This is a genomic window from Croceivirga thetidis (assembly GCF_012272815.1).
Classification (GTDB): domain Bacteria; phylum Bacteroidota; class Bacteroidia; order Flavobacteriales; family Flavobacteriaceae; genus Croceivirga; species Croceivirga thetidis.
This window is the reverse complement of sequence record NZ_JAAWWL010000002.1, coordinates 1,421,434-1,440,043: the sequence shown is the minus strand read 5'-3', so window position 1 is coordinate 1,440,043 and position 18,610 is coordinate 1,421,434. Positions and strand designations below refer to the sequence as shown.

The 18,610-nt window shown below is 40.1% G+C and carries 18 protein-coding genes and 2 tRNA genes; 7 read left to right on the top strand and 13 right to left on the bottom strand.

Annotated elements, in window-relative coordinates; translation table 11 throughout:
- Position 1 precedes the first annotated feature (1 nt).
- The 5 genes from HCU67_RS14150 to folE are packed head-to-tail and all read right to left on the bottom strand — an operon-like array spanning position 2 to position 3,904.
- Entirely contained in the window at positions 2–478 is a 477-nt protein-coding gene (locus HCU67_RS14150) for a DUF192 domain-containing protein (protein WP_168553243.1), read from the bottom strand.
- An 11-nt stretch (positions 479–489) separates the two neighbouring features.
- Positions 490–1,461: a prolipoprotein diacylglyceryl transferase gene (gene lgt, locus HCU67_RS14145; RefSeq protein ID WP_168553242.1), complete on the bottom strand. Its 972-nt coding sequence runs from the start codon at positions 1,459–1,461 to the stop codon at positions 490–492.
- A 55-nt stretch (positions 1,462–1,516) separates the two neighbouring features.
- Positions 1,517–1,765, bottom strand: coding sequence for a membrane protein insertion efficiency factor YidD (gene yidD / locus HCU67_RS14140; RefSeq protein ID WP_168553241.1), 249 nt, complete (start codon positions 1,763–1,765; stop codon positions 1,517–1,519).
- Entirely contained in the window at positions 1,740–3,224 is a 1,485-nt protein-coding gene (cysS, locus tag HCU67_RS14135) for a cysteine--tRNA ligase (RefSeq protein ID WP_168553240.1), read from the bottom strand. Before cysS ends, yidD begins: the two co-directional genes overlap by 26 nt.
- Positions 3,224–3,904, bottom strand: a complete 681-nt coding sequence (gene folE / locus HCU67_RS14130) for a GTP cyclohydrolase I FolE (RefSeq protein WP_168553538.1) — start codon at positions 3,902–3,904, stop codon at positions 3,224–3,226. The genes cysS and folE overlap by 1 nt, the downstream gene beginning before the upstream one ends.
- Before the next feature lie 137 nt (positions 3,905–4,041).
- Between folE and HCU67_RS14125 the strand changes: the two genes are divergently transcribed.
- Together HCU67_RS14125 and HCU67_RS14120 are read left to right on the top strand one after the other, a co-directional pair.
- The gene (locus tag HCU67_RS14125; RefSeq protein WP_168553239.1) at positions 4,042–5,847 is read left to right on the top strand and encodes a T9SS type B sorting domain-containing protein; all 1,806 of its coding nucleotides are present in this window, start codon (positions 4,042–4,044) and stop codon (positions 5,845–5,847) included.
- 112 nt (positions 5,848–5,959) lie between these two features.
- Positions 5,960–7,423, top strand: a complete 1,464-nt coding sequence (locus HCU67_RS14120) for a T9SS type B sorting domain-containing protein (protein WP_168553238.1) — start codon at positions 5,960–5,962, stop codon at positions 7,421–7,423.
- Positions 7,424–7,462: 39 nt separating this feature from the next.
- On the opposite strand, the gene HCU67_RS14115 is transcribed toward HCU67_RS14120, so the two are convergent.
- A complete protein-coding gene (locus HCU67_RS14115; RefSeq protein ID WP_168553237.1) occupies positions 7,463–8,968 on the bottom strand; it encodes an OmpP1/FadL family transporter in 1,506 nt (501 codons plus the stop codon).
- 33 nt (positions 8,969–9,001) lie between these two features.
- Complete coding sequence (locus HCU67_RS14110) at positions 9,002–10,333, bottom strand: hypothetical protein (RefSeq protein WP_168553236.1); 1,332 nt, start codon at positions 10,331–10,333, stop codon at positions 9,002–9,004.
- 98 nt (positions 10,334–10,431) lie between these two features.
- On the opposite strand from HCU67_RS14110, the gene proS reads away from it, so the two are divergent.
- The 4 genes from proS to rpsT all read left to right on the top strand — a co-directional run bounded on the left by proS (position 10,432) and on the right by rpsT (position 12,487).
- Positions 10,432–11,907 (top strand): proline--tRNA ligase, encoded by a 1,476-nt coding sequence (gene proS / locus HCU67_RS14105; RefSeq protein ID WP_168553235.1) that lies wholly within the window; start codon positions 10,432–10,434, stop codon positions 11,905–11,907.
- 97 nt (positions 11,908–12,004) lie between these two features.
- Positions 12,005–12,076, top strand: a tRNA-Glu gene (locus HCU67_RS14100).
- Between the two features lie 63 nt (positions 12,077–12,139).
- Positions 12,140–12,211, top strand: a tRNA-Glu gene (locus HCU67_RS14095).
- Between the two features lie 24 nt (positions 12,212–12,235).
- Positions 12,236–12,487 carry a 30S ribosomal protein S20 gene (gene rpsT, locus HCU67_RS14090; protein ID WP_168553234.1) on the top strand — a complete coding sequence of 84 codons (252 nt, stop codon included), beginning with the start codon at positions 12,236–12,238 and terminating at the stop codon, positions 12,485–12,487.
- Positions 12,488–12,562: 75 nt separating this feature from the next.
- On the opposite strand, the gene HCU67_RS14085 is transcribed toward rpsT, so the two are convergent.
- The 5 genes from HCU67_RS14085 to rho all read right to left on the bottom strand — a co-directional run bounded on the left by HCU67_RS14085 (position 12,563) and on the right by rho (position 17,040).
- Positions 12,563–13,225, bottom strand: coding sequence for a hypothetical protein (locus HCU67_RS14085; protein ID WP_168553233.1), 663 nt, complete (start codon positions 13,223–13,225; stop codon positions 12,563–12,565).
- Between the two features lie 109 nt (positions 13,226–13,334).
- Positions 13,335–13,892: a hypothetical protein gene (locus HCU67_RS14080; protein ID WP_168553232.1), complete on the bottom strand. Its 558-nt coding sequence runs from the start codon at positions 13,890–13,892 to the stop codon at positions 13,335–13,337.
- Positions 13,893–13,971: 79 nt separating this feature from the next.
- On the bottom strand, positions 13,972–14,661 hold the full coding sequence (locus HCU67_RS14075) for a hypothetical protein (RefSeq protein WP_168553231.1): 690 nt from the start codon (positions 14,659–14,661) through the stop codon (positions 13,972–13,974).
- A gap of 3 nt (positions 14,662–14,664) precedes the next feature.
- Complete coding sequence (locus HCU67_RS14070) at positions 14,665–15,303, bottom strand: hypothetical protein (protein WP_168553230.1); 639 nt, start codon at positions 15,301–15,303, stop codon at positions 14,665–14,667.
- 180 nt (positions 15,304–15,483) lie between these two features.
- Entirely contained in the window at positions 15,484–17,040 is a 1,557-nt protein-coding gene (gene rho / locus HCU67_RS14065) for a transcription termination factor Rho (RefSeq protein WP_168553229.1), read from the bottom strand.
- Positions 17,041–17,233: 193 nt separating this feature from the next.
- Between rho and HCU67_RS14060 the strand changes: the two genes are divergently transcribed.
- Positions 17,234–17,644, top strand: a complete 411-nt coding sequence (locus HCU67_RS14060) for a DUF4293 domain-containing protein (RefSeq protein ID WP_168553228.1) — start codon at positions 17,234–17,236, stop codon at positions 17,642–17,644.
- Positions 17,645–17,731: 87 nt separating this feature from the next.
- Here HCU67_RS14060 and HCU67_RS14055 read toward each other — a convergent pair whose 3' ends face one another.
- A complete protein-coding gene (locus HCU67_RS14055) occupies positions 17,732–18,592 on the bottom strand; it encodes a DUF6503 family protein (protein WP_168553227.1) in 861 nt (286 codons plus the stop codon).
- Positions 18,593–18,610: the final 18 nt, after the last annotated feature.

Below are 18,610 nucleotides of genomic sequence, written 5' to 3'. Positions count from 1 at the left end.
CCTAATTCCGTGTGAACGAAATGCTATCTCCGACCTCTAGGAGCCATTTTTCAGCAAGACCGGCATTGACCTCCAATACATATTTTATAGGTACTTGAGAAGACAATCCGGCCTCATCAAGAGGCTGTGCATTTTCTTTAAAACTGGCGATTTCCAATTTTTCATTAATGAAAATGATATCTAGGGCGAACTCCGTATTTTTCATGTAAAAGGAGTGCATGGCCACATCAGGAAAAATAAAGAGCATTCCTTGTTTATCTTCCATTGACTCTCGATACATAAGTCCTGTTTGTGTCTCGTAGTCAGTTTCGGCAATTTCAATATCCAAATTGATTAATAACGAGTCGGCCTTAAAAATCTGTAATTCTCCTTCTTTAGTGAAGGACACCTTTTCGGTTTTAATTTCTTGGGTAGCTTTTTCCTTGCAGGCAAGAACAAAGATTGTAAGTATAAAAGCTATTGCAAGTATTTTTTTCATAATAGCTGTTCTTATCCTTTAACTTCTTTCGTTGGTCTGAACATTAAGTAAAGCCCAATCAATATGAACGGAATACTTAACCATTGCCCTGTGGTGAAAGTGCCCCACGTTTCTTCAAAGCCTCCTTGACTTTTCTTATAATACTCCAAAATAAATCGAATAGGTCCCCACATGGTGGCCAACCAAAATCCAAAAAGGAATCCTTCTTTCTTTTTAAGGTTGGTTTTTTGATACATCCAAAAATACATGATGATGAATACCACCAAATATCCTAATGCTTCATAGAGTTGAACTGGATGTCTGTAGGGTATGCCCTCGAGATAGGTAGCAAAATCGGGGTTGGTTTCTAGTGCTTTGTAGGCTGCACTTGCTGTTTTTTCTTTAGTGATCTGCATGGCTTTATAAGCAGGCATATCATCGGAATCGCGAACAAATTTGGTCGCCATAAAGAACGCCTTGTCAACAATTTTTCCATTGATTTCAGAATTGAAAAAGTTGCCCAATCTGACCATTGCTCCACCAATTGCACAGGTTATTGTTACCCGGTCTAAAAGCCACAAGACACTCATGTCCTTATTTTTTCTAGAAAACAACCAAAGGCCAATCACACCAGCTATTGCGGCACCATGACTGGCCAGGCCAGTAAACCCGGTAAACTCATAACCATTGATTATACCAAATAAACTTTCATTGGCACTTTCACGAATGGGCAGTAATATTTCAATTAAATGATTTTTGTAATAGTCCCAATCATAGAAAAAGACATGGCCAAGTCGTGCCCCGAGCATTATCGAAACAACTGCATACACAAATAGGGAATCCAATTTTTCAAGAGGTTTATTGTCACTCTTAAAAATTCGTTTCATTATAAATAGGCCTAAGACAAAGGCTCCAATCCACATGAGATTGTAATATTTTATCTGCAGAATGCCTATTTTGAAAAGTGTGTCGTCAGGATTCCAAACAAAACCAAGAAAATACATGGGACTTTAATTTTTGACGAAGATATCGATTTAGCTAATTGGATTGATGTATTTTTTAAGGTACTGGGTCGTACCCCGAACCACCCCAGGGATGACAACTGAATATTCTTTTAATAGCCAGCCATCCACCTTTGAATAAACCATGCTTCTGAAGGGCCTCTACTGTATACTGAGAACAGGTCGGCTGATAGCGACAAGTAGCTGGGGTGTAAGGTGAAATACCATTTTGATAAACCCTTACCAAAAAAATAAAGGGAGCGACTAAGACCTTTTTAAATTTACTTGATGTTGAATGTGGTTCCATCTTTGCCATCTTTCAACTGAATTCCAAGATTTGATAATTCGTCCCTAATCTTGTCTGAAGTTCCAAAATCCTTATTGGCGCGTGCTGTATTCCGAATATCAATCAAAAGATCCATAACGCCATCTAGAGCTTTTGACTGGCTCGAATTGTCTTGTTGCTGGTTTTGGAGTCCGAGAATATCGTAGATAAAGGCATCAATACTAGATTGCAGGGCTTTTTTATCTTCTTCTGTTATTGAGGATTTCCCTTCCTTTATCGAATTGATTTGTTTAACGGCTTCAAATAGATGAGCGATGAGAATTGGCGTATTGAAATCATCGTTCATGGCGTCATAACAATTTTGCCTCCAACCGTCCAAATCAAAATCCGTTGTGTTTCCTGTTTCAAGGCCGGGTAGGATTTTTACCGCTTCCATTAGCTTGTGATATCCTTTTTCTGAAGCCAATAGCGCATCGTCACTTAAATCTAGGATACTGGTATAATGGGCTTGCATCATAAAAAAGCGAACCACAGCTGGTGAGAATGGTTTACTTAAAATATCATTTTCCCCTGTAAACATTTCTGAAGGGTAAATATTGTTACCAGTTGATTTTGACATTTTTTTGCCGTTCAATGTCAGCATGTTGGCATGCAACCAATAATTTACTGGAGATTTTGAATTGCAGGCCTCAGCCTGGGCAATTTCACATTCGTGATGAGGAAATTTTAAATCCATACCACCGCCATGTATATCAAAATTTTCACCGAGATACTTTGTGCTCATGGCGGTACACTCTAAATGCCAGCCGGGAAATCCATCGCCCCATGGTGAGGGCCATCGCATGATATGTTGTGGTTCCGCTTTTTTCCATAGCGCAAAGTCTTGAGGATTTCTTTTTTCATCTTGTGCCGTAAGCTCTCGCGTATTGGCAATCATATCCTCCAGTTTGCGCCCACTTAATTTGCCATAATCATTTGAGGCATTGAAGGTCACAACATCGAAATACACAGAGCCATTGACCTCATAAGCATACCCTTTTTTAAGTATTTCTTTGATGATTTCGATTTGCTCTATAATATGACCTGTGGCAGTTGGCTCGATACTCGGTGGGAGTAAATTCAGCTTTTGAATTGTATCGTGAAAATCAACAGTGTACTTCTGAACGACTTCCATAGGTTCAATTTGCTCCAACTTTGCTTTTTTGGCAATCTTATCTTCCCCTTCATCCGCATCATTCTCCAAGTGCCCCGCATCGGTAATATTGCGCACATATCGAACCTTATACCCTAAATGTTTAAGGTATCTGAAAATCATATCGAACGACATAAAAGTGCGACAATTCCCTAGGTGAACGTTGCTGTAAACCGTTGGCCCACAGACATACATGCCGACATAGCCTTCTTTAATAGGTTTAAACTCCTCTTTTTTTCCGCTAAGTGAATTAGTGACTTTTAAGGTCTGTTCTTGAAACAGTTGCATTAAAATTCGGTTTCTAGATTGATATAATCCAAGAATTCGCGCCTAATGGCCTCCTCTTTGAATTTTCCTCCATATTCTGCTGTGACGGTACTACTATCAATGTCCCGTATTCCTCTGGAATTTACACACAAATGCTTTGCATCAATAACGCAGGCTACATCTTGGGTTTTCAATACGCGTTGTAATTCTTTGACAATCTGAATATTGAGTCGTTCTTGAACTTGTGGCCTTTTTGCGTAGTAATCAACAATGCGATTCATTTTTGAGAGACCAACAACAGTACCATTTGAAATGTAGGCAATATGTGCTTTACCTACAATTGGTAGTAAATGATGCTCACAAGTGGAGTAGAGGGTAATGTTCTTTTCCACTAACATCTCACCGTATTTGTACTTGTTGTCAAACGTAGAAGATGTTGGTTTTCTATCGGGATGTAGCCCTCCAAAAATTTCCTTTACGTACATTTTTGCTACCCTGTTCGGGGTTCCTTGCAGACTATCGTCATCCAAGTCCAATCCGAGGGTTAGCATGATGTCTCGAACGTTCGTTTTAATACGCTCTATTTTCTCCTCATCACTAAGGTCGAAAGCATCCTCTCTAAGCGGTGTTTCTTGAGATGATGACATATGGTCATCACCAATATCTTCATTTTGCTCTTGCAAAGTATCCTCAACTTTCATTTGGTACGCGATAAAGAGAGCAAAGATATACATTAATACCCTACTTAACATCCGCAATACGGGCTTTCGCAACATAAATTGTTGTTAAGGAAACCAGTCATGGTATTTTTGAGATACCCAAACAATTTAGGCCACTTATGCGATTTGAATGTCAACTTCTTTTGGCGTTTCTAATTTTAAGCCTTCCTCTTTCAGGTCAGGTTTCTCCTGATTGTTCTTCGGCTGTTCCAATATGCAGTAATACTCCTGTTAATGGGGGTACTTTAAGTTATGGTGTTGACGATTTTAACGGAGCCCACTCCAGTGGCTGTTTGGAAGTGTCAACTTCAGGGGTCATAGAATCAAATTCAGCTTGGTATCGTTTTAGAACCGCGGCTTCTGGTCAGTTGGGCATTAATATCGGACATGATTCAAGTGAAGATTGGGATTTTGCTTTGTACTTAGCTGATGACTGTAATACATTAGGAGACCCAATCCGCTGTAATTTTTTCGACAATAGAGATCAAAATACCTTTATCGGAATCGGAATGGACCCCTCTGGTGATACAGCAAATGTGCAATATGAGGATTGGATTCAGGTAGAGCCAGGACAAGACTATTTCCTTTTCATCAATAATTTCAGTAACAACAATTCCGGTTTTTCAATTCAGTTCTCAGGTGATGTTTTTACAACCAACCCCACAGATGCTTTAGACTGTTCCATTGTTAGTAATTTACTGGGGCCACCTATTGCCGCCTGTGAGAACGAAACGGTAATTTTGGACGCCACTACACCAAATGCAAGTTCCTACGCATGGTACGAAGATTTAGGCATGGGTTTCAACGAGATTTTAGGTGCCAATAATGCTACGTTGCAGGTGCTTCAAGACGCCTTTTATAGGGTTCGTGTAATAACACCTACAGAATCAATCATCAGTGATGTACAAGTTGCTTTTAACCAAGTGCCCGTAACACAGGCAGTTCAAGATATCATCTATTGTTTTGATGATTCGAATTCGATTTTCGATTTATCTGCAATTGACGCAACAGCGAGAGGTCCTCTTGCCCCTCAAGAATTTACAGTAAGTTACCATAGCAGTCAGGTTGATGCAGATTTAGGACTCAATCCTCTACCCAAAGAATATCAAAAGACATTGGGTGATGAAACGATTTTTATTCGAACCACATCGGTTCAAAATCCAAAATGTTACGACTCATTTCAAAGTTTTCGCCTGAATGCCTTGGGTGTCAATATTTCTAATATCGCTAGCGAAGTTTCCATTTGTGAGAATGCAGCTTCAATCACCATTGGTGAAGAAAATCCTAATCCGAATTTTAGTTATGAATGGAGTACAGGTGAATTAACGCCAACAATTGCAGTTGCGGGACCAGGAAGTTATTCACTAACAGTTACAAATTCCCATGGAATGGCAACCTGTTCCCAAACCCAGGTAATCAATGTGCTCGAGTCTTTATCTCCAAGAATCGGTTCTGTTCAAGTAAACGACCTTCAGAGTGATAATTCCGTAACCATTATACCCGAATTCGATGGTAACTATGAATTTCGTTTGGATGATGGTCGATTTCAATCAAGTAATCGTTTTAATGGAGTCTTTCCCGGAGAACATACGGTTACCATTATCGATTTAGAGGGTTGTGGTTCGATAACCGAACCCATTGTTGTAATGGGCTTTTCAAATCATTTTTCTCCGAATGGGGATGGCGCCAATGAGAACTGGCAAGTTGAAGGATTATCTGCGGTCAATCAACCAATTCTTTCCATTTATGATCGCTACGGTAAGTTATTGGCACAGCTGAACGATTTAAATCAAAGTTGGGATGGTCTATTCAATGGACAGTTGCTACCTGCCAGCGACTATTGGTTTAAATTGACGTATGTGAATAATACAGGTAATAGGGTAGAGGCCAAGTACATACAAAATCACTTTTCATTGAGGCGATAAGAATTGTAGGGTTTTTTATCGAATAGTTGTTGTTTTATTGCGAATCGTATACTAAAAGTGCCTCAATTAAAGTTATCACTTTAACCTAAGCACCCCAAAGCCTCAAAACCTAATGCGAACACTATTATTTATGAGCTGTGCGTGCCTTCTTTTGTACGCCAAAAGTTCTGCCCAAAGTTCGGGTGATTGTAGAACAGCCGTACCGGTCTGTGCAGATGGCCCAATTCAATCTTCTGTTGATGATTTAGGGGATATTGAAGATTTTGACCCCGATGTTATTCGTCAATCCGGATGTCTCGAAAGAGGACAACTTGGACCTGGCGGAATTGAACATAATACGGCTTGGTATGTATTCAGGGCTGGTACCGATGGTCAAATAGGATTCGACCTTGAGGCCTTGCCAGTAAACCCTGGAGATTTGGTTTTTTCAGACCTTGACTTTGCACTTTATGGGCCTTTTGACCAGCTTTCAGGTGAAAATTTCTGTACAACAATTGGTGATGGTACCATACAGCCAATCCGATGTAATTACGAATACAACACCAGTAATTTTACCGGCTTGGGCGTCAATCCAGTTACTGGTCAGCAAGGAGGTATAAATGTTCCAGGTTCCCAAAATACCTATGATGAATTCATTGATGTTCTTGCCGGGGAAATCTACTATTTGTTCATTAATAATTACAATGATAATCCTAATGGTGACCCAGAACCCTTTACCCTTACTTTTACAGGGTCATCGGTAAATGCAAATCAAGATACCGCACTGGATTGTACCCTACGTGATGAATTTTTAGGATTGGATATTATTGCTTGCGAAGGAGACCCAGATATCGTCTTGAGTGCTTTGAATACACCTTTGGGCGCTGATATCGCGAATGTAATTTGGACAGTTGACTATGATGATGATGGTACAATTGACGATACCCTAACCGGTGAAGGTCCTTTTGGAGCCCAATTAACCGTTACTAGTCCAAATTCTGGGCGCTATTTTGTCGAAGTCATTCCATCTTCAGGGTTCAATAATCCAGTATCGGATGATATATTGATAACCTTCTATGGTATTCCTGTTGTAGAGCCCGATGATATTATTGTTATCGACGATTTTCTAAATAGCGATCAAACAGACCCTTATAATATCAGATTTGAACTTGATGGGGATGGCGATTATGAATATGCGATAAATGGTGGCGAGTTTCAAGATGACCCTACCTTCCTTGATGTTCCTCCGGGAATCAATACCGTAATCGTTAATGATAAAAATGGCTGTGGTACTACTGAACCTATAGAGTTCTTAGTGGTGGGTTATCCAAAATTCTTTACCCCCAATGGCGATGGTATACATGATTTTTGGCAGATATTGGGCATCGAAGAATTGACCGAACCTTCGGTTTTTATTTTCGACCGTTATGGCAAATTGCTCAAACAATTAAATCAGAATTCCACAGGTTGGGACGGTACCTTTAATGGTAGGGACCTGCCAAGCTCAGATTATTGGTTTAAGTTGGATTATGAACGTGATGAGCAGACCGTTCTTGTGGCCAGAACCGTTAGGCGACACTTTACATTAAAACGATAAAAAAAGGCCGGCAATTGCCGGCCTTTCCTTTTCTATACTTTAGAACTTTAGGGTATATCCCAAGCTTATGTTTGAATTAATCCTCGTAATGTCTGTCGAATTTCCAATGATTTCAGATTCGTAGAACAGTTCATTGACATCTCTTTCCGTACGCGCAAATGCTAAGTCAAGCCTATTTGGTCCCCAACTATAACCGATTCCCGCCGAGAAACCTTCTAGATTACCCATAATGGTTTCATCTTCGTAAGGACTTTCCTCAAAGCGATAACCACCTCGAAGGCTAACCCGTTCTATGCGATATTCACCTCCGATTCTATAGGTGTTGACCGGTTTTAATTGTGATGCTATAAAATCGTTTTCGCTCGCAAAAGAAGGATCCGATGTCGGCCTTAATTCGGCTTGCGACATATCTTGGTAACTATAATCAAAACTAAGCAACCCTTGTGGGCCAAAAATAATGGCAGCACTACCTGTAAATTTTGATGGCGTTTTTATTCGGTATTCCGGATAAAGGTTTACAATATTGAAATCAATGAATGATAATTCGTTGGTTTCTGGAGCGTTTGTTTCAATGCGTTGTGAAAAATCATCCAATAAACGATACCAAATAGGTGATTGATAACTTGCTCCCAATCGCAGAGATTGATTGACCTTGGCAATGGCACCTAGGCTAAAGGAAAATCCTTCACCTTGTGTTCTCAGAAAATTATCGAATGTGGTACGCTGTATTCTAGAATCGGCATCATAACCTGTTTCAATTAGTGAGGTTAAACGTTCATACAAAACCGAGTGAAAATTTACAGACGCCCCAACAAAAAGGTTTTCTTCGTACTGACCGGCAAAGTTAACAGTGAATTTGCCGTTGTAGCCGTTGGTCGATTGCAAATAATCTTGGGTAACATTTGAATAAGCCGCATTTGAAACATAGGCCGAGTTATCAGCAGTATTGTCAACGGGTGCTATGAGTCCAGCTTGGTACCCTAAAAAAGCTTGCTGGTCAGGAAAGCCCAAACTAGCCCCAATATCTAAATAAGCGTCTTCAATTAATTCGCCATTCTGAATTTGAATCGGTCCAAAAGGAACGCCTTGGGCATAGTTTAGAAAGTAATTGTCAATTCCTTGACTGGTATTACCAATGGCTCGAAACTGGTTGTCAAAATTTTGTGCCAGATCGTAGTTAACCGCCAACGCTAATCGTTTCCAAGGACTATTATTTGACTTGTATACAAATACTCCTCCTGCTTGGTTCAATTCTGAAGAATTGACCTCTGAATTCACCAATGAATTTCCAAAAAAGGCATCGTTATCGCGATCGTATACTCCTCCGGTAATTGCAAATTGACTGAATTTGAAAACCGCTGAGCCTGCAGGATTCACATTTAAGGAAGATAAATCGCCGCCGAGGGCACCGAATGCACCGCCCATCGCTTGAAATCGTGCCGTCCCTTGTAGGTCTTCCGAGCTGAACCGTAATACATCATTTATGTTTTGACCGGATGCAATGGTGCATACCAATCCCATTATGAAAAATAGTGTCCTTTTCATCAGTTTAATTTTCTATGATTTTTGATTGAATGATTAGCGTCTTCCGCGACCTCCAGATCGACCTCCTGAACTTCTACCGCCAGAAGACCTCCCGCCGCCAGAACTTCTGCCTACGCTCGAGCTTCTGCTCCCACCGGAACTCCTGCTGAAGCTTCCTGAACTTCTTCCGCCACTTGATGACCTTCCATAGCTGGAACTTCTGCTGCTTCGAGAGCTGCTACCATAACTTCTTGAAGAGCTGCTTCGAGCACTTCTTGAATAGGTGCTGCTGCGCGGTGACGAACTTCTTGAGGTTCGGTAACCAGAGCTATTGGCACGAGAAGATCTGCTACTGCGATAAATATTGCTATTGGCACTTCGACTGCGTGGTGCAGTACTACTGTAGGTTCTTCCTGATCGCGTAATACCATTGTAACGCGGTACCGCTCTAGTGCTTCTGCTACTTCGATATTGTCTATTACGTGCTGCCGAAGAATTTATGGAGCTTCGTGACGTAGCCGTACCACTTCGCCTGTAGGCGGTGGAATTTCTACCAGAGATATTACTCCTTCCTGAACTTGCACGTCTAACTGCAGACGAACGTCCTGCTGTACCTCGGTAATTTGCACTTGACCGTCCTCTATTGTAGGTTCTGGCAACGCCATTGTTATTGATGAAGCTATTATTGTATCCTCTTCTATTGAATCGGTTATAGTAGTTACCATATCTACCCCAGTTACCGGCATAACCCCATTGGTTCCAGCCCCAGCCACCGTTCCAACCCCAGTTGTTCCAGCCCCAGCCTGCGTTCCAGCCCCAGCCCCAACGGTTCCAGCGCCATGGATTGTTCCAGCCCCAGCCCCAGCGGTTCCAGCCCCAACCAAAGCCTCCATTCCATAACCAAGGGTCGTTCCAGCCCCAGCCCCAGCCAAGGCCTCCGCCCCAGCCCCAGTTGTTCCAACCCCAACCGTTGTCAATAACGTTGATGGTCAGGTTTGTAGGGTTATCTCCCCAGCCAGGATTTCCCTCATAGGTATTATTGTATGCAAAATAATCAGTTTGTTCCCCTAACGGAATACTATCATTTTCCGTTCCGCTATAATAACCATCTACATCAGTGAATATCTCGGAATCCAATATCTCTGCATATTGGTCTGCTTTTTGACCGAAATAATCACCGTAAAGGTTTTGTTCCCGTGTTTCGTTTCGAACCGCTTCAGCCGACTTCTTTTCAACCACAACTACACGATTACCATTTGAATAGATGCCATCTTCCTCGTAATAAGAGGCTTGCTGGTACGAACCACAGGAAGAAAGAATCAACACTCCTACCATCAAAAATGCTGGAAGGATGTATTTATTTTGGCGGGGTAAAATGTTACTCATTATATCTGCTTTAATTGTTCAACAAATTAAAAAATAGTTAGTTTTGACCTTCTATTTTTCATTTAATAAGTCACAAGTTTTGTGCCAAACTATTCTAAATGGGTAAAAATCTTACGAGTAGAACTGAAGATTATTCAAAATGGTATAATGAATTGGTCGTTAAGGCTGATTTAGCTGAAAATTCTGGGGTTCGTGGTTGTATGGTCATCAAACCCTATGGTTTTGCCATATGGGAAAAAATGCAAGCTGGTCTTGATAAAATGTTCAAGGATACAGGGCATCAGAACGCGTATTTTCCGCTCTTTATACCGAAATCATATCTGAGTAAGGAAGCCAGCCATGTTGAGGGTTTTGCTAAAGAATGTGCTGTTGTTACCCATTATCGATTAAAGAATGCGGAAGACGGTAGCGGCATTGTTGTGGATGAAGATGCAAAACTTGAAGAGGAACTCATTGTTCGACCTACCTCAGAAACCATTATTTGGGACACCTATAGAAAATGGATTCAGTCCTACCGTGACCTCCCCTTGTTGTTAAACCAATGGGCCAATGTGGTTCGATGGGAAATGCGTACACGCTTGTTCTTGAGAACGGCAGAATTCTTATGGCAAGAAGGGCATACGGCACATGCAACACGGGAAGAAGCCGTGAAGGAGGCGGAATTGATTTTAGACGTTTACGCCACTTTTGCTGAGCAACACATGGCCGTGCCAGTTGTTCGCGGCTTAAAGACCGAAAGTGAGCGTTTTGCAGGGGCAGAAGAGACCTATTGTATTGAGGCATTGATGCAAGATGGTAAAGCACTCCAGGCAGGAACCTCACACTTTTTAGGCCAAAACTTTGCAAAAGCCTTTGATGTAAAGTTCGCAACCAAAGAAGGAAAACAGGAACATGTTTGGGCAACATCTTGGGGTGTTTCAACCCGACTGATGGGGGCATTGATTATGACCCATAGCGACGATAACGGGCTGGTATTACCACCTAAACTTGCTCCAATTCAAGTAGTTATCGTTCCAATATATAAGGGAATGGAGCAGTTGGCTGCTATTGCGGAAAAAGTCAACCCTTTGGTAAAACAATTGCAGCTTAAAGGAATTTCTGTAAAGTTCGATGATCGTGATACCCACAAGCCAGGTTTCAAGTTCAACGAGTATGAATTAAAAGGAGTTCCAATACGTCTGGCAATCGGTCAACGCGATTTGGAAAACGGTACTGTTGAGGTGGCGCGAAGGGACACCTTAGAAAAAGAATCGGTGTCGTTCGATGCAGTCATTGAAAAAATTGAAACCCTGTTAGTGGCTATTCAAGACAACATATTCAACAAGGCGCAGACCTATCGCGATGCGAACATTACGAATGTAGACTCCTATGAGGAATTCAAAAAAGTACTTAACGAAATGGGCGGATTTATTGCTGCCCATTGGGATGGTACAGCAGCCACAGAAGACAAAATCAAAGAAGAAACCAAGGCTACGATACGCTGCATTCCTTTGAATGTCGAAAAGGAAGAGGGCAAATGTATGGTGACGGGAGCATCCTCACCTTATCGCGTACTTTTTGCCAAGGCTTACTAGAAGGCTCAAAAAATAAATATACCCACTTGCAATACTGCAAAATAGTTGTATTTTTGCGTCCGCAAATTATGCAACTAACGTTCTTTGCAAAACATTTGGCCCGTTCGTCTAGGGGTTAGGACGCCAGGTTTTCATCCTGGTAACAGGGGTTCGATTCCCCTACGGGCTACTGATGTGGTGGAAGGTTAAAAATGGATGGTTTCATCCTTCGATTTCTAAGTTTCCAATACACGGCCCGTTCGTCTAGGGGTTAGGACGCCAGGTTTTCATCCTGGTAACAGGGGTTCGATTCCCCTACGGGCTACAAGAAAAAATTTAAATTAAGACAATGGCGAATCATAAGTCAGCATTAAAAAGAATTCGAAGAAACGAAGCAGTACGTTTACGTAACCGTTACCAGCACAAAACAGTTCGTAATGCAATCAAGAAACTGCGGAATGAAGAAGATAAAAAAGAGGCTGAAGCTTTCTTGCCTTCTGTTGTAGGCATGATTGACAAGCTTGCAAAGCGTAACATCATACACAAAAACAAGGCTGCCAACTTAAAAAGTAAATTGGCCAGCAAGGTTGCGGCTATGTAAGCTTACACTAAAAATCTATTGAAAATCCTGATGGTAAACCGTCAGGATTTTTTTTGTCCTAAATTTTAAAACTACCTAACCGAAATACGGTCGTTTGCCCAATAAAAAACCGATGATAAAAAAGACATACATAATGCTGATGGCCCACCATAAAATTAAGCGAAGGTTGTACTCTAGAAAGAACTCCACATTATGGTAGCCATTTAATACATAGAATGGATAGAAAAAATGGAAAACCAACATTCCAATATTGAACCAAATCATATGGTTGTAACGACTTGGTTGGGTTTTGTTAAGTCGATATAATTGTTGAAAGTGAAGACTAATGATTATTATTATAAAAATACAGGCCAAACAATTCGCAAAATATAGCCCTGAATGAAAAGGGTCTTGAAAGAATAACGATATGAGTACCGCAACCAGTGTTATCGCGGCAAAGACTTTTACCAGGAGTCGATTTTTAGCATCTTTTAAAAGTTTGTAATACAGCCAGTACAAATAGGTATAAAAGAATATATCGTAGATGTTGTAGATAATTACCGTATGCCAACTGTATTCCTCTTCGTCGAAAAATGAAAATTCTTCATAGAATAAAACAAAGTACCCTAGAATTTCATTGAAAAAAGTATAAGCGATAAGTAACGGAAATATTTTGAGGGGTGTATCAAAGTACTTCTTAAAGGTCACCAGCGAAGCCACCAGTGCGATGAAATAAAAAATTATGTAATATGGAATCAAAGGCCCTTACTAAGAAATAATTTGATAAAACGCTAATGTAGAATTTTAAACGAATTATCAAAATTAGAAACTAAAAAAGGGAGCAAATTGCTCCCTTTTCAAATAATTTTTAAAAATCGTCCGGTGGTGGAGGTCCTCCTTGGCTGTAGTTTAAGATTAAACTCCCTCCATTTTTGCTCGATGTATCACCTTTGCCTTTTAATGGAGAGGCAGCACCAGACCCATCAATGTAAAAGCCGAGGTTGACACCATCAAAATCGGTAGTTGGTACAATAAATAGGTTGCTTTTTCCATCTTGTGATTGGTCGTATTGACCAAAATAGAAACGTAAGGTATTCACATTAACATTGGCTGCATTTGCCTCTTGTTTAACGTAGGCAATGTATTCTTCGATGGTTTCCAAATCCCACTCAGAATATTGAATGGCTACAAAATCGTCTTTTTGGTTCACCTCGCGTTCGTACTTCTCAATAACACTGGCACGGTTTACCATATAATTGTTGTGCATGTTTTGGGCAGCACTAAAGCTAATAAGCTTTGCCGGTGCTTCGATAGCACCTTGTTCCGCATCTTGATTTAAATCTTCTGAATCTTCTTGGCACGCAATGATGACCAAGAATGAGGCGAACGCACCTAGGGCAACACCTCCTAATTGTTTTAATTTCATGTAGTTAGTTATTTGAATTAACAGTGTTCTAAAAGTAAGAAAAAGTGGTAGTATCTAGAAGAGGGTTTGTTAAGACGAATTATCTAAAAAACCGCCGACTACTTTTTAAAAAGCCAATTGAGAAAGATATGTACATGCAGGTTATTAGAATCAAAAGCGTAGTTTGAAGATTGAACTTTTGCCATAAGTCATATCTTAAAAAACCAATTAGATAAATAATTGGAAATAGTAGATAAAAAACGAAAAGACCTATCGAAACCCATGTCATTAAGTTATATTTTTCCCAGTTCCAATTCCAACCTCCTGATTTTATTCGGTTTGCAAAATAGAATATTACACAGATTGCAATAATCAATGATCCATAACAAGTTGCATAGAAAAGTGACATCTTAAGAGGGTTTTGATAAAAACTACTTATGATATATGAAATCAAAACAGAAATAGATAAAATTTTAATCCATTTTCTGGCTACCTTGTTATCAACTAGTCTCCAATAAAGAAAGTAGAAATAGCTATATATCACTAGGTCATAAAAATTGTAGATTAAATCGTTTGCCGAAATATTATCTGAAAAGAATGCAAAATCATCGTAATTTCTTACGAAGTAACCCAAGAGTTCATTGAATAAAGTATAGGCTATAATCATTGGAAAGTACTTTAACGCAGTGTCAAAGTACTTTCCATAATATCTGATGCTTAGAATAAGTGCTACTAAATAAGCGATTATGTTATATCGCTTTAGTGCGAATTCAAATAGCTCTTGAATCATTTTTTAGAAATCCCCAAAAGGTGGTGGCCCTGCATCTCCTCTGTTCAAAATTAGACTACCACCATTGTATAATGAAGTATTAAATGACGGTAATAGGGATGCCTTTTGTCTCGGTTCGCCCTCTTGTCCTCCATTGAATAAATTCCGTATTAGTTTGGCCTTACCGTCTTCACCAATATAAATGCCTCCATAGCCATCCTCAGCTTCTGCCGCAGGCACTATAAAGACCGTATTTCTTCTTTTCTTTTTCCAGCCTTTTTCAGTGTTGCCATAGTTGCCTAAATACAAACGCAAGCTATCAACCGTTGTTCCAGCTTTGTAGGCCTCTTGTTCAACATAAGCGATATAGTTTTTTACCACCTCAAGATTAAAGGTCACAAACTGGGTAGGCTCAAAGGGTTTGTCACCCTCGTCTTGCAAGCCCATTTCAAACTTTTGAATGCTGTTGGCCCGTCTTCTTTTGTAGTTTACGAAAAGCGAATCGGCTTGATCAATTGAAATAATTTGTTTCGGAGTAACTAGTACTTCCGTTTCCTCCATCGGTTCTTCGTCTTTTGACTCCTTGGGTTTTTCTTGGCAAGCCCCCATAAGCAAAAGCGTTACCATTGCAAACCCAGAAATGGTTTTAAGTGTTTTTTTCATTTTACACGATTTTAATTAGTGTTCTGTTTTTTGGGGGATTTCATTTACCCAACCAATTTTAATGGCTAAGTTGAAACCTAAAGATATGGCTTTTCTTAAATAATGTTAAGAAAAAACCCCAGCCTTTCGGTGGGGTTCTTACAATTTTAATAGGTATCGTTTAAGTGCTTTTAAATTGAATTACTCATTCATCGTAAGCAAAAACTCTTCGTTATTTCTAGTTTGCTTCATACGCTGCTCCATAAATTCCATGGCTTCAACTGGGTTCATGTCTGCCAAATATTTGCGCATGATCCACATGCGTTGAATGGTCTGTTCATCCAACAACAAATCGTCACGACGTGTTGAAGAAGAAATCAGGTCAATAGCTGGGAAGATTCTACGATTAGAGATTCTTCTATCCAACTGAAGCTCCATATTACCGGTACCCTTGAATTCCTCAAAAATCACCTCGTCCATCTTGGAGCCTGTTTCAGTTAATGCAGTCGCAATGATTGAAAGTGAACCTCCATTTTCGATGTTACGAGCCGCACCGAAGAAACGTTTTGGTTTATGCAGTGCATTAGCATCCACACCACCGGAAAGTACTTTACCTGATGCTGGTTGAACCGTATTGTACGCACGCGCTAAACGTGTAATCGAATCCAAGAGAATTACAACGTCATGACCGCATTCCACCAAACGTTTGGCTTTTTCAATAACGATGTTCGCCACACGCACGTGTTCGGTAGCCTCTTTATCAAAAGTAGAAGCAACCACCTCGCCACGAACGTTACGTTGCATATCGGTAACCTCCTCAGGGCGTTCGTCAATCAATAAAATGATTTGATACACCTCTGGGTGGTTGGCAGCAATACCGTTCGCGATGTCTTTTAATAACATCGTTTTACCTGTCTTTGGTTGTGCTACAATCATACCACGTTGCCCCTTACCAATAGGTGAGAAAAGGTCGATTATACGTGTTGACAATGAATTTTGACGATCGGCAACATTGAACTTCTCTTTTGGGAAAAGTGGTGTCAAATGCTCAAATGACACACGGTCGCGAACGACTTGTGGGTCAAGGCCATTGATTTTGTTCACTTTAATCAGTGGAAAATACTTTTCCCCTTCTTTCGGAGGGCGAATATTACCCAAAACCGTGTCACCTGTTTTTAGTCCAAACAATCGAATTTGCGATTGTGAAACGTAAATGTCATCAGGCGAAGACAAGTAATTGTAGTCAGAAGAGCGCAAGAATCCATAGCCATCCTGCATAATATCCAACACACCTTCACTGGTTATGATGCTATCAAACTCGAACTCAGGTTCCCGATAACGGTTTTTCAAGTCCTTGTCGTAATTGCTATTTTTTTCTTGTCGGTTGTTGCGATTGTTCTGATGGTTTTTTCGGTTGTTCTGGTTTTTGTTGTTTTGACGATTGTTGTCATGGTTTCTGGCATTTTTCTGGCCATTACCCTTGTCTCCGTCAGACTTTTCAGAACCACCTTGCGACTCGTTTTTAGGAGTTCGTTCTCGCTTTTGCTTTGGAGCCTCGTTTGATTTTTTTGCTGGGGCTTCAGCTTTTGTTTCTTCAACTTTAGCTGTAATTTTTTTCGGGTTTGATGCTTGAACATCTAGGATTTGATAGACCAAATCCAATTTTTTCAAAGATTTGAACTTGGGAACGTTCATTTCTTTGGCAATCTCGTGAAGTTCGGCAAGTTTTTTTGCCTTAAGATCCGTAATCTCGAACATTAATTAATAAGGTTAATTGTACTTGTTTTCTAAAAAAAATTTGAAGTGAAATAGGTTGTAGATAACGAGGGGATAAGAATTCCCGGGGTAAGTCTCAAACCATTACGGTGCAATGATACAAATAAAATCGTAACAACAATGCCAATTTATCGAAAAGACCTTTATTTTTGCCCTCTAAAGTGGAAATGAAACAATGATACAACGCATACAGACGTTTTACTTGACACTGGTTGCCTTGTTGAACCTAGTTTTACCGTTCTTTGTCAGTTTATGGGTTGAAGAAGAAAGTGGACCAATCTTCGCCAAAAACAACATGCTGTTTCTGGTTGCTTTTGTTTTGATTGCGCTGCTTGCCGTGATTTCTATATTTCTATATAAGAAAAGACAAAACCAGTTTGTGGTGAACAGACTGAACATGATATTAAATCTTCTTTTACTAGGATTTTTCGTTTACAGATCGCTAAACTTATCCGGAGAGACGGCGGTTTCTGAGAAGGGTATTGGGATGCTGATTCCTGTATTTTCTATCGTTTTTCTGGTCCTGGCCAACAGGGCTATCAAAAAGGATGAAGATCTTGTAAAATCTGTTGATCGTTTACGTTAAACCTAACATCTTAGTAGTATTAGTGCGAGAAGCCCCTGAATTCAGGGGCTTTTTTGTTTCTGACTATTTTATTTTTTTGAAATGGTGTCACTCCATGATGTTTTCAACGGTAAATCCGTTGTTGAAACTAATATCCGTCAATGTCTGTACCAAGCTGGGTTCTTCTGAAAACTCACCTTTTTCATTGGGTAGAAAATAAGTACGTTTTGTAGCTATCATTTGCCCGCCCACATTGGTATAATCATAATTTGCAATAAGTATTGGTTCATTGACCCCTAAGGCTGGTAGTGAGAATAGAAAACGGCTCGCCATTTTGGTCTCTGGGTCGATAAATAGTATATAGGTGTCGTTTTGTTCTTTACCCGTAACTGCTGGGTCATACGTGACCAAAACCTTATCATAGATTTTTCCTTCGAAATCTTCTTGACCTATATACTCAGAAATGGTTCCCGAATCATTCAATTTATAGGGCATTACAAACCAGAAGAAATTGGCCCTACGTAAAAATTCACCCATGCCAATATTTTGAGGGTCTTCGTTTACTTCTCCATCAACCATAACTTTAGTCGCCGAACCATCAAAATGTTGCTCCACTACACCTTCTTTATCAGGCATTACATTAATTTCATGTTGGGTGTATTTGCCATAACTAGCTTCATTCGAAAAGATATAGCGTTCCGTTGAAAGATCCGTTTTATTAGCTGCAGGACTATGATAACGGTAGGTATATTGAACATCTTTTTTGCTGTAAAGGTCGTCCCAGCCCCCATGTGCATACTCCATTGCAGCAAAAACTGAAGTTAGGTTATTGGTATCGTAAACAGGTTCTGCCACCATTTCTTCAGCCATTAGCTCGTCTTTTGCGTTTTCCTTTTTCGCCTTTTCAGCACAAGAAAAGATGAGCACTAGGTTGGCTAAAACAAAAATTCCTAAAAAATTAGATTTCATGTTGTTCTCTTTAAAAGT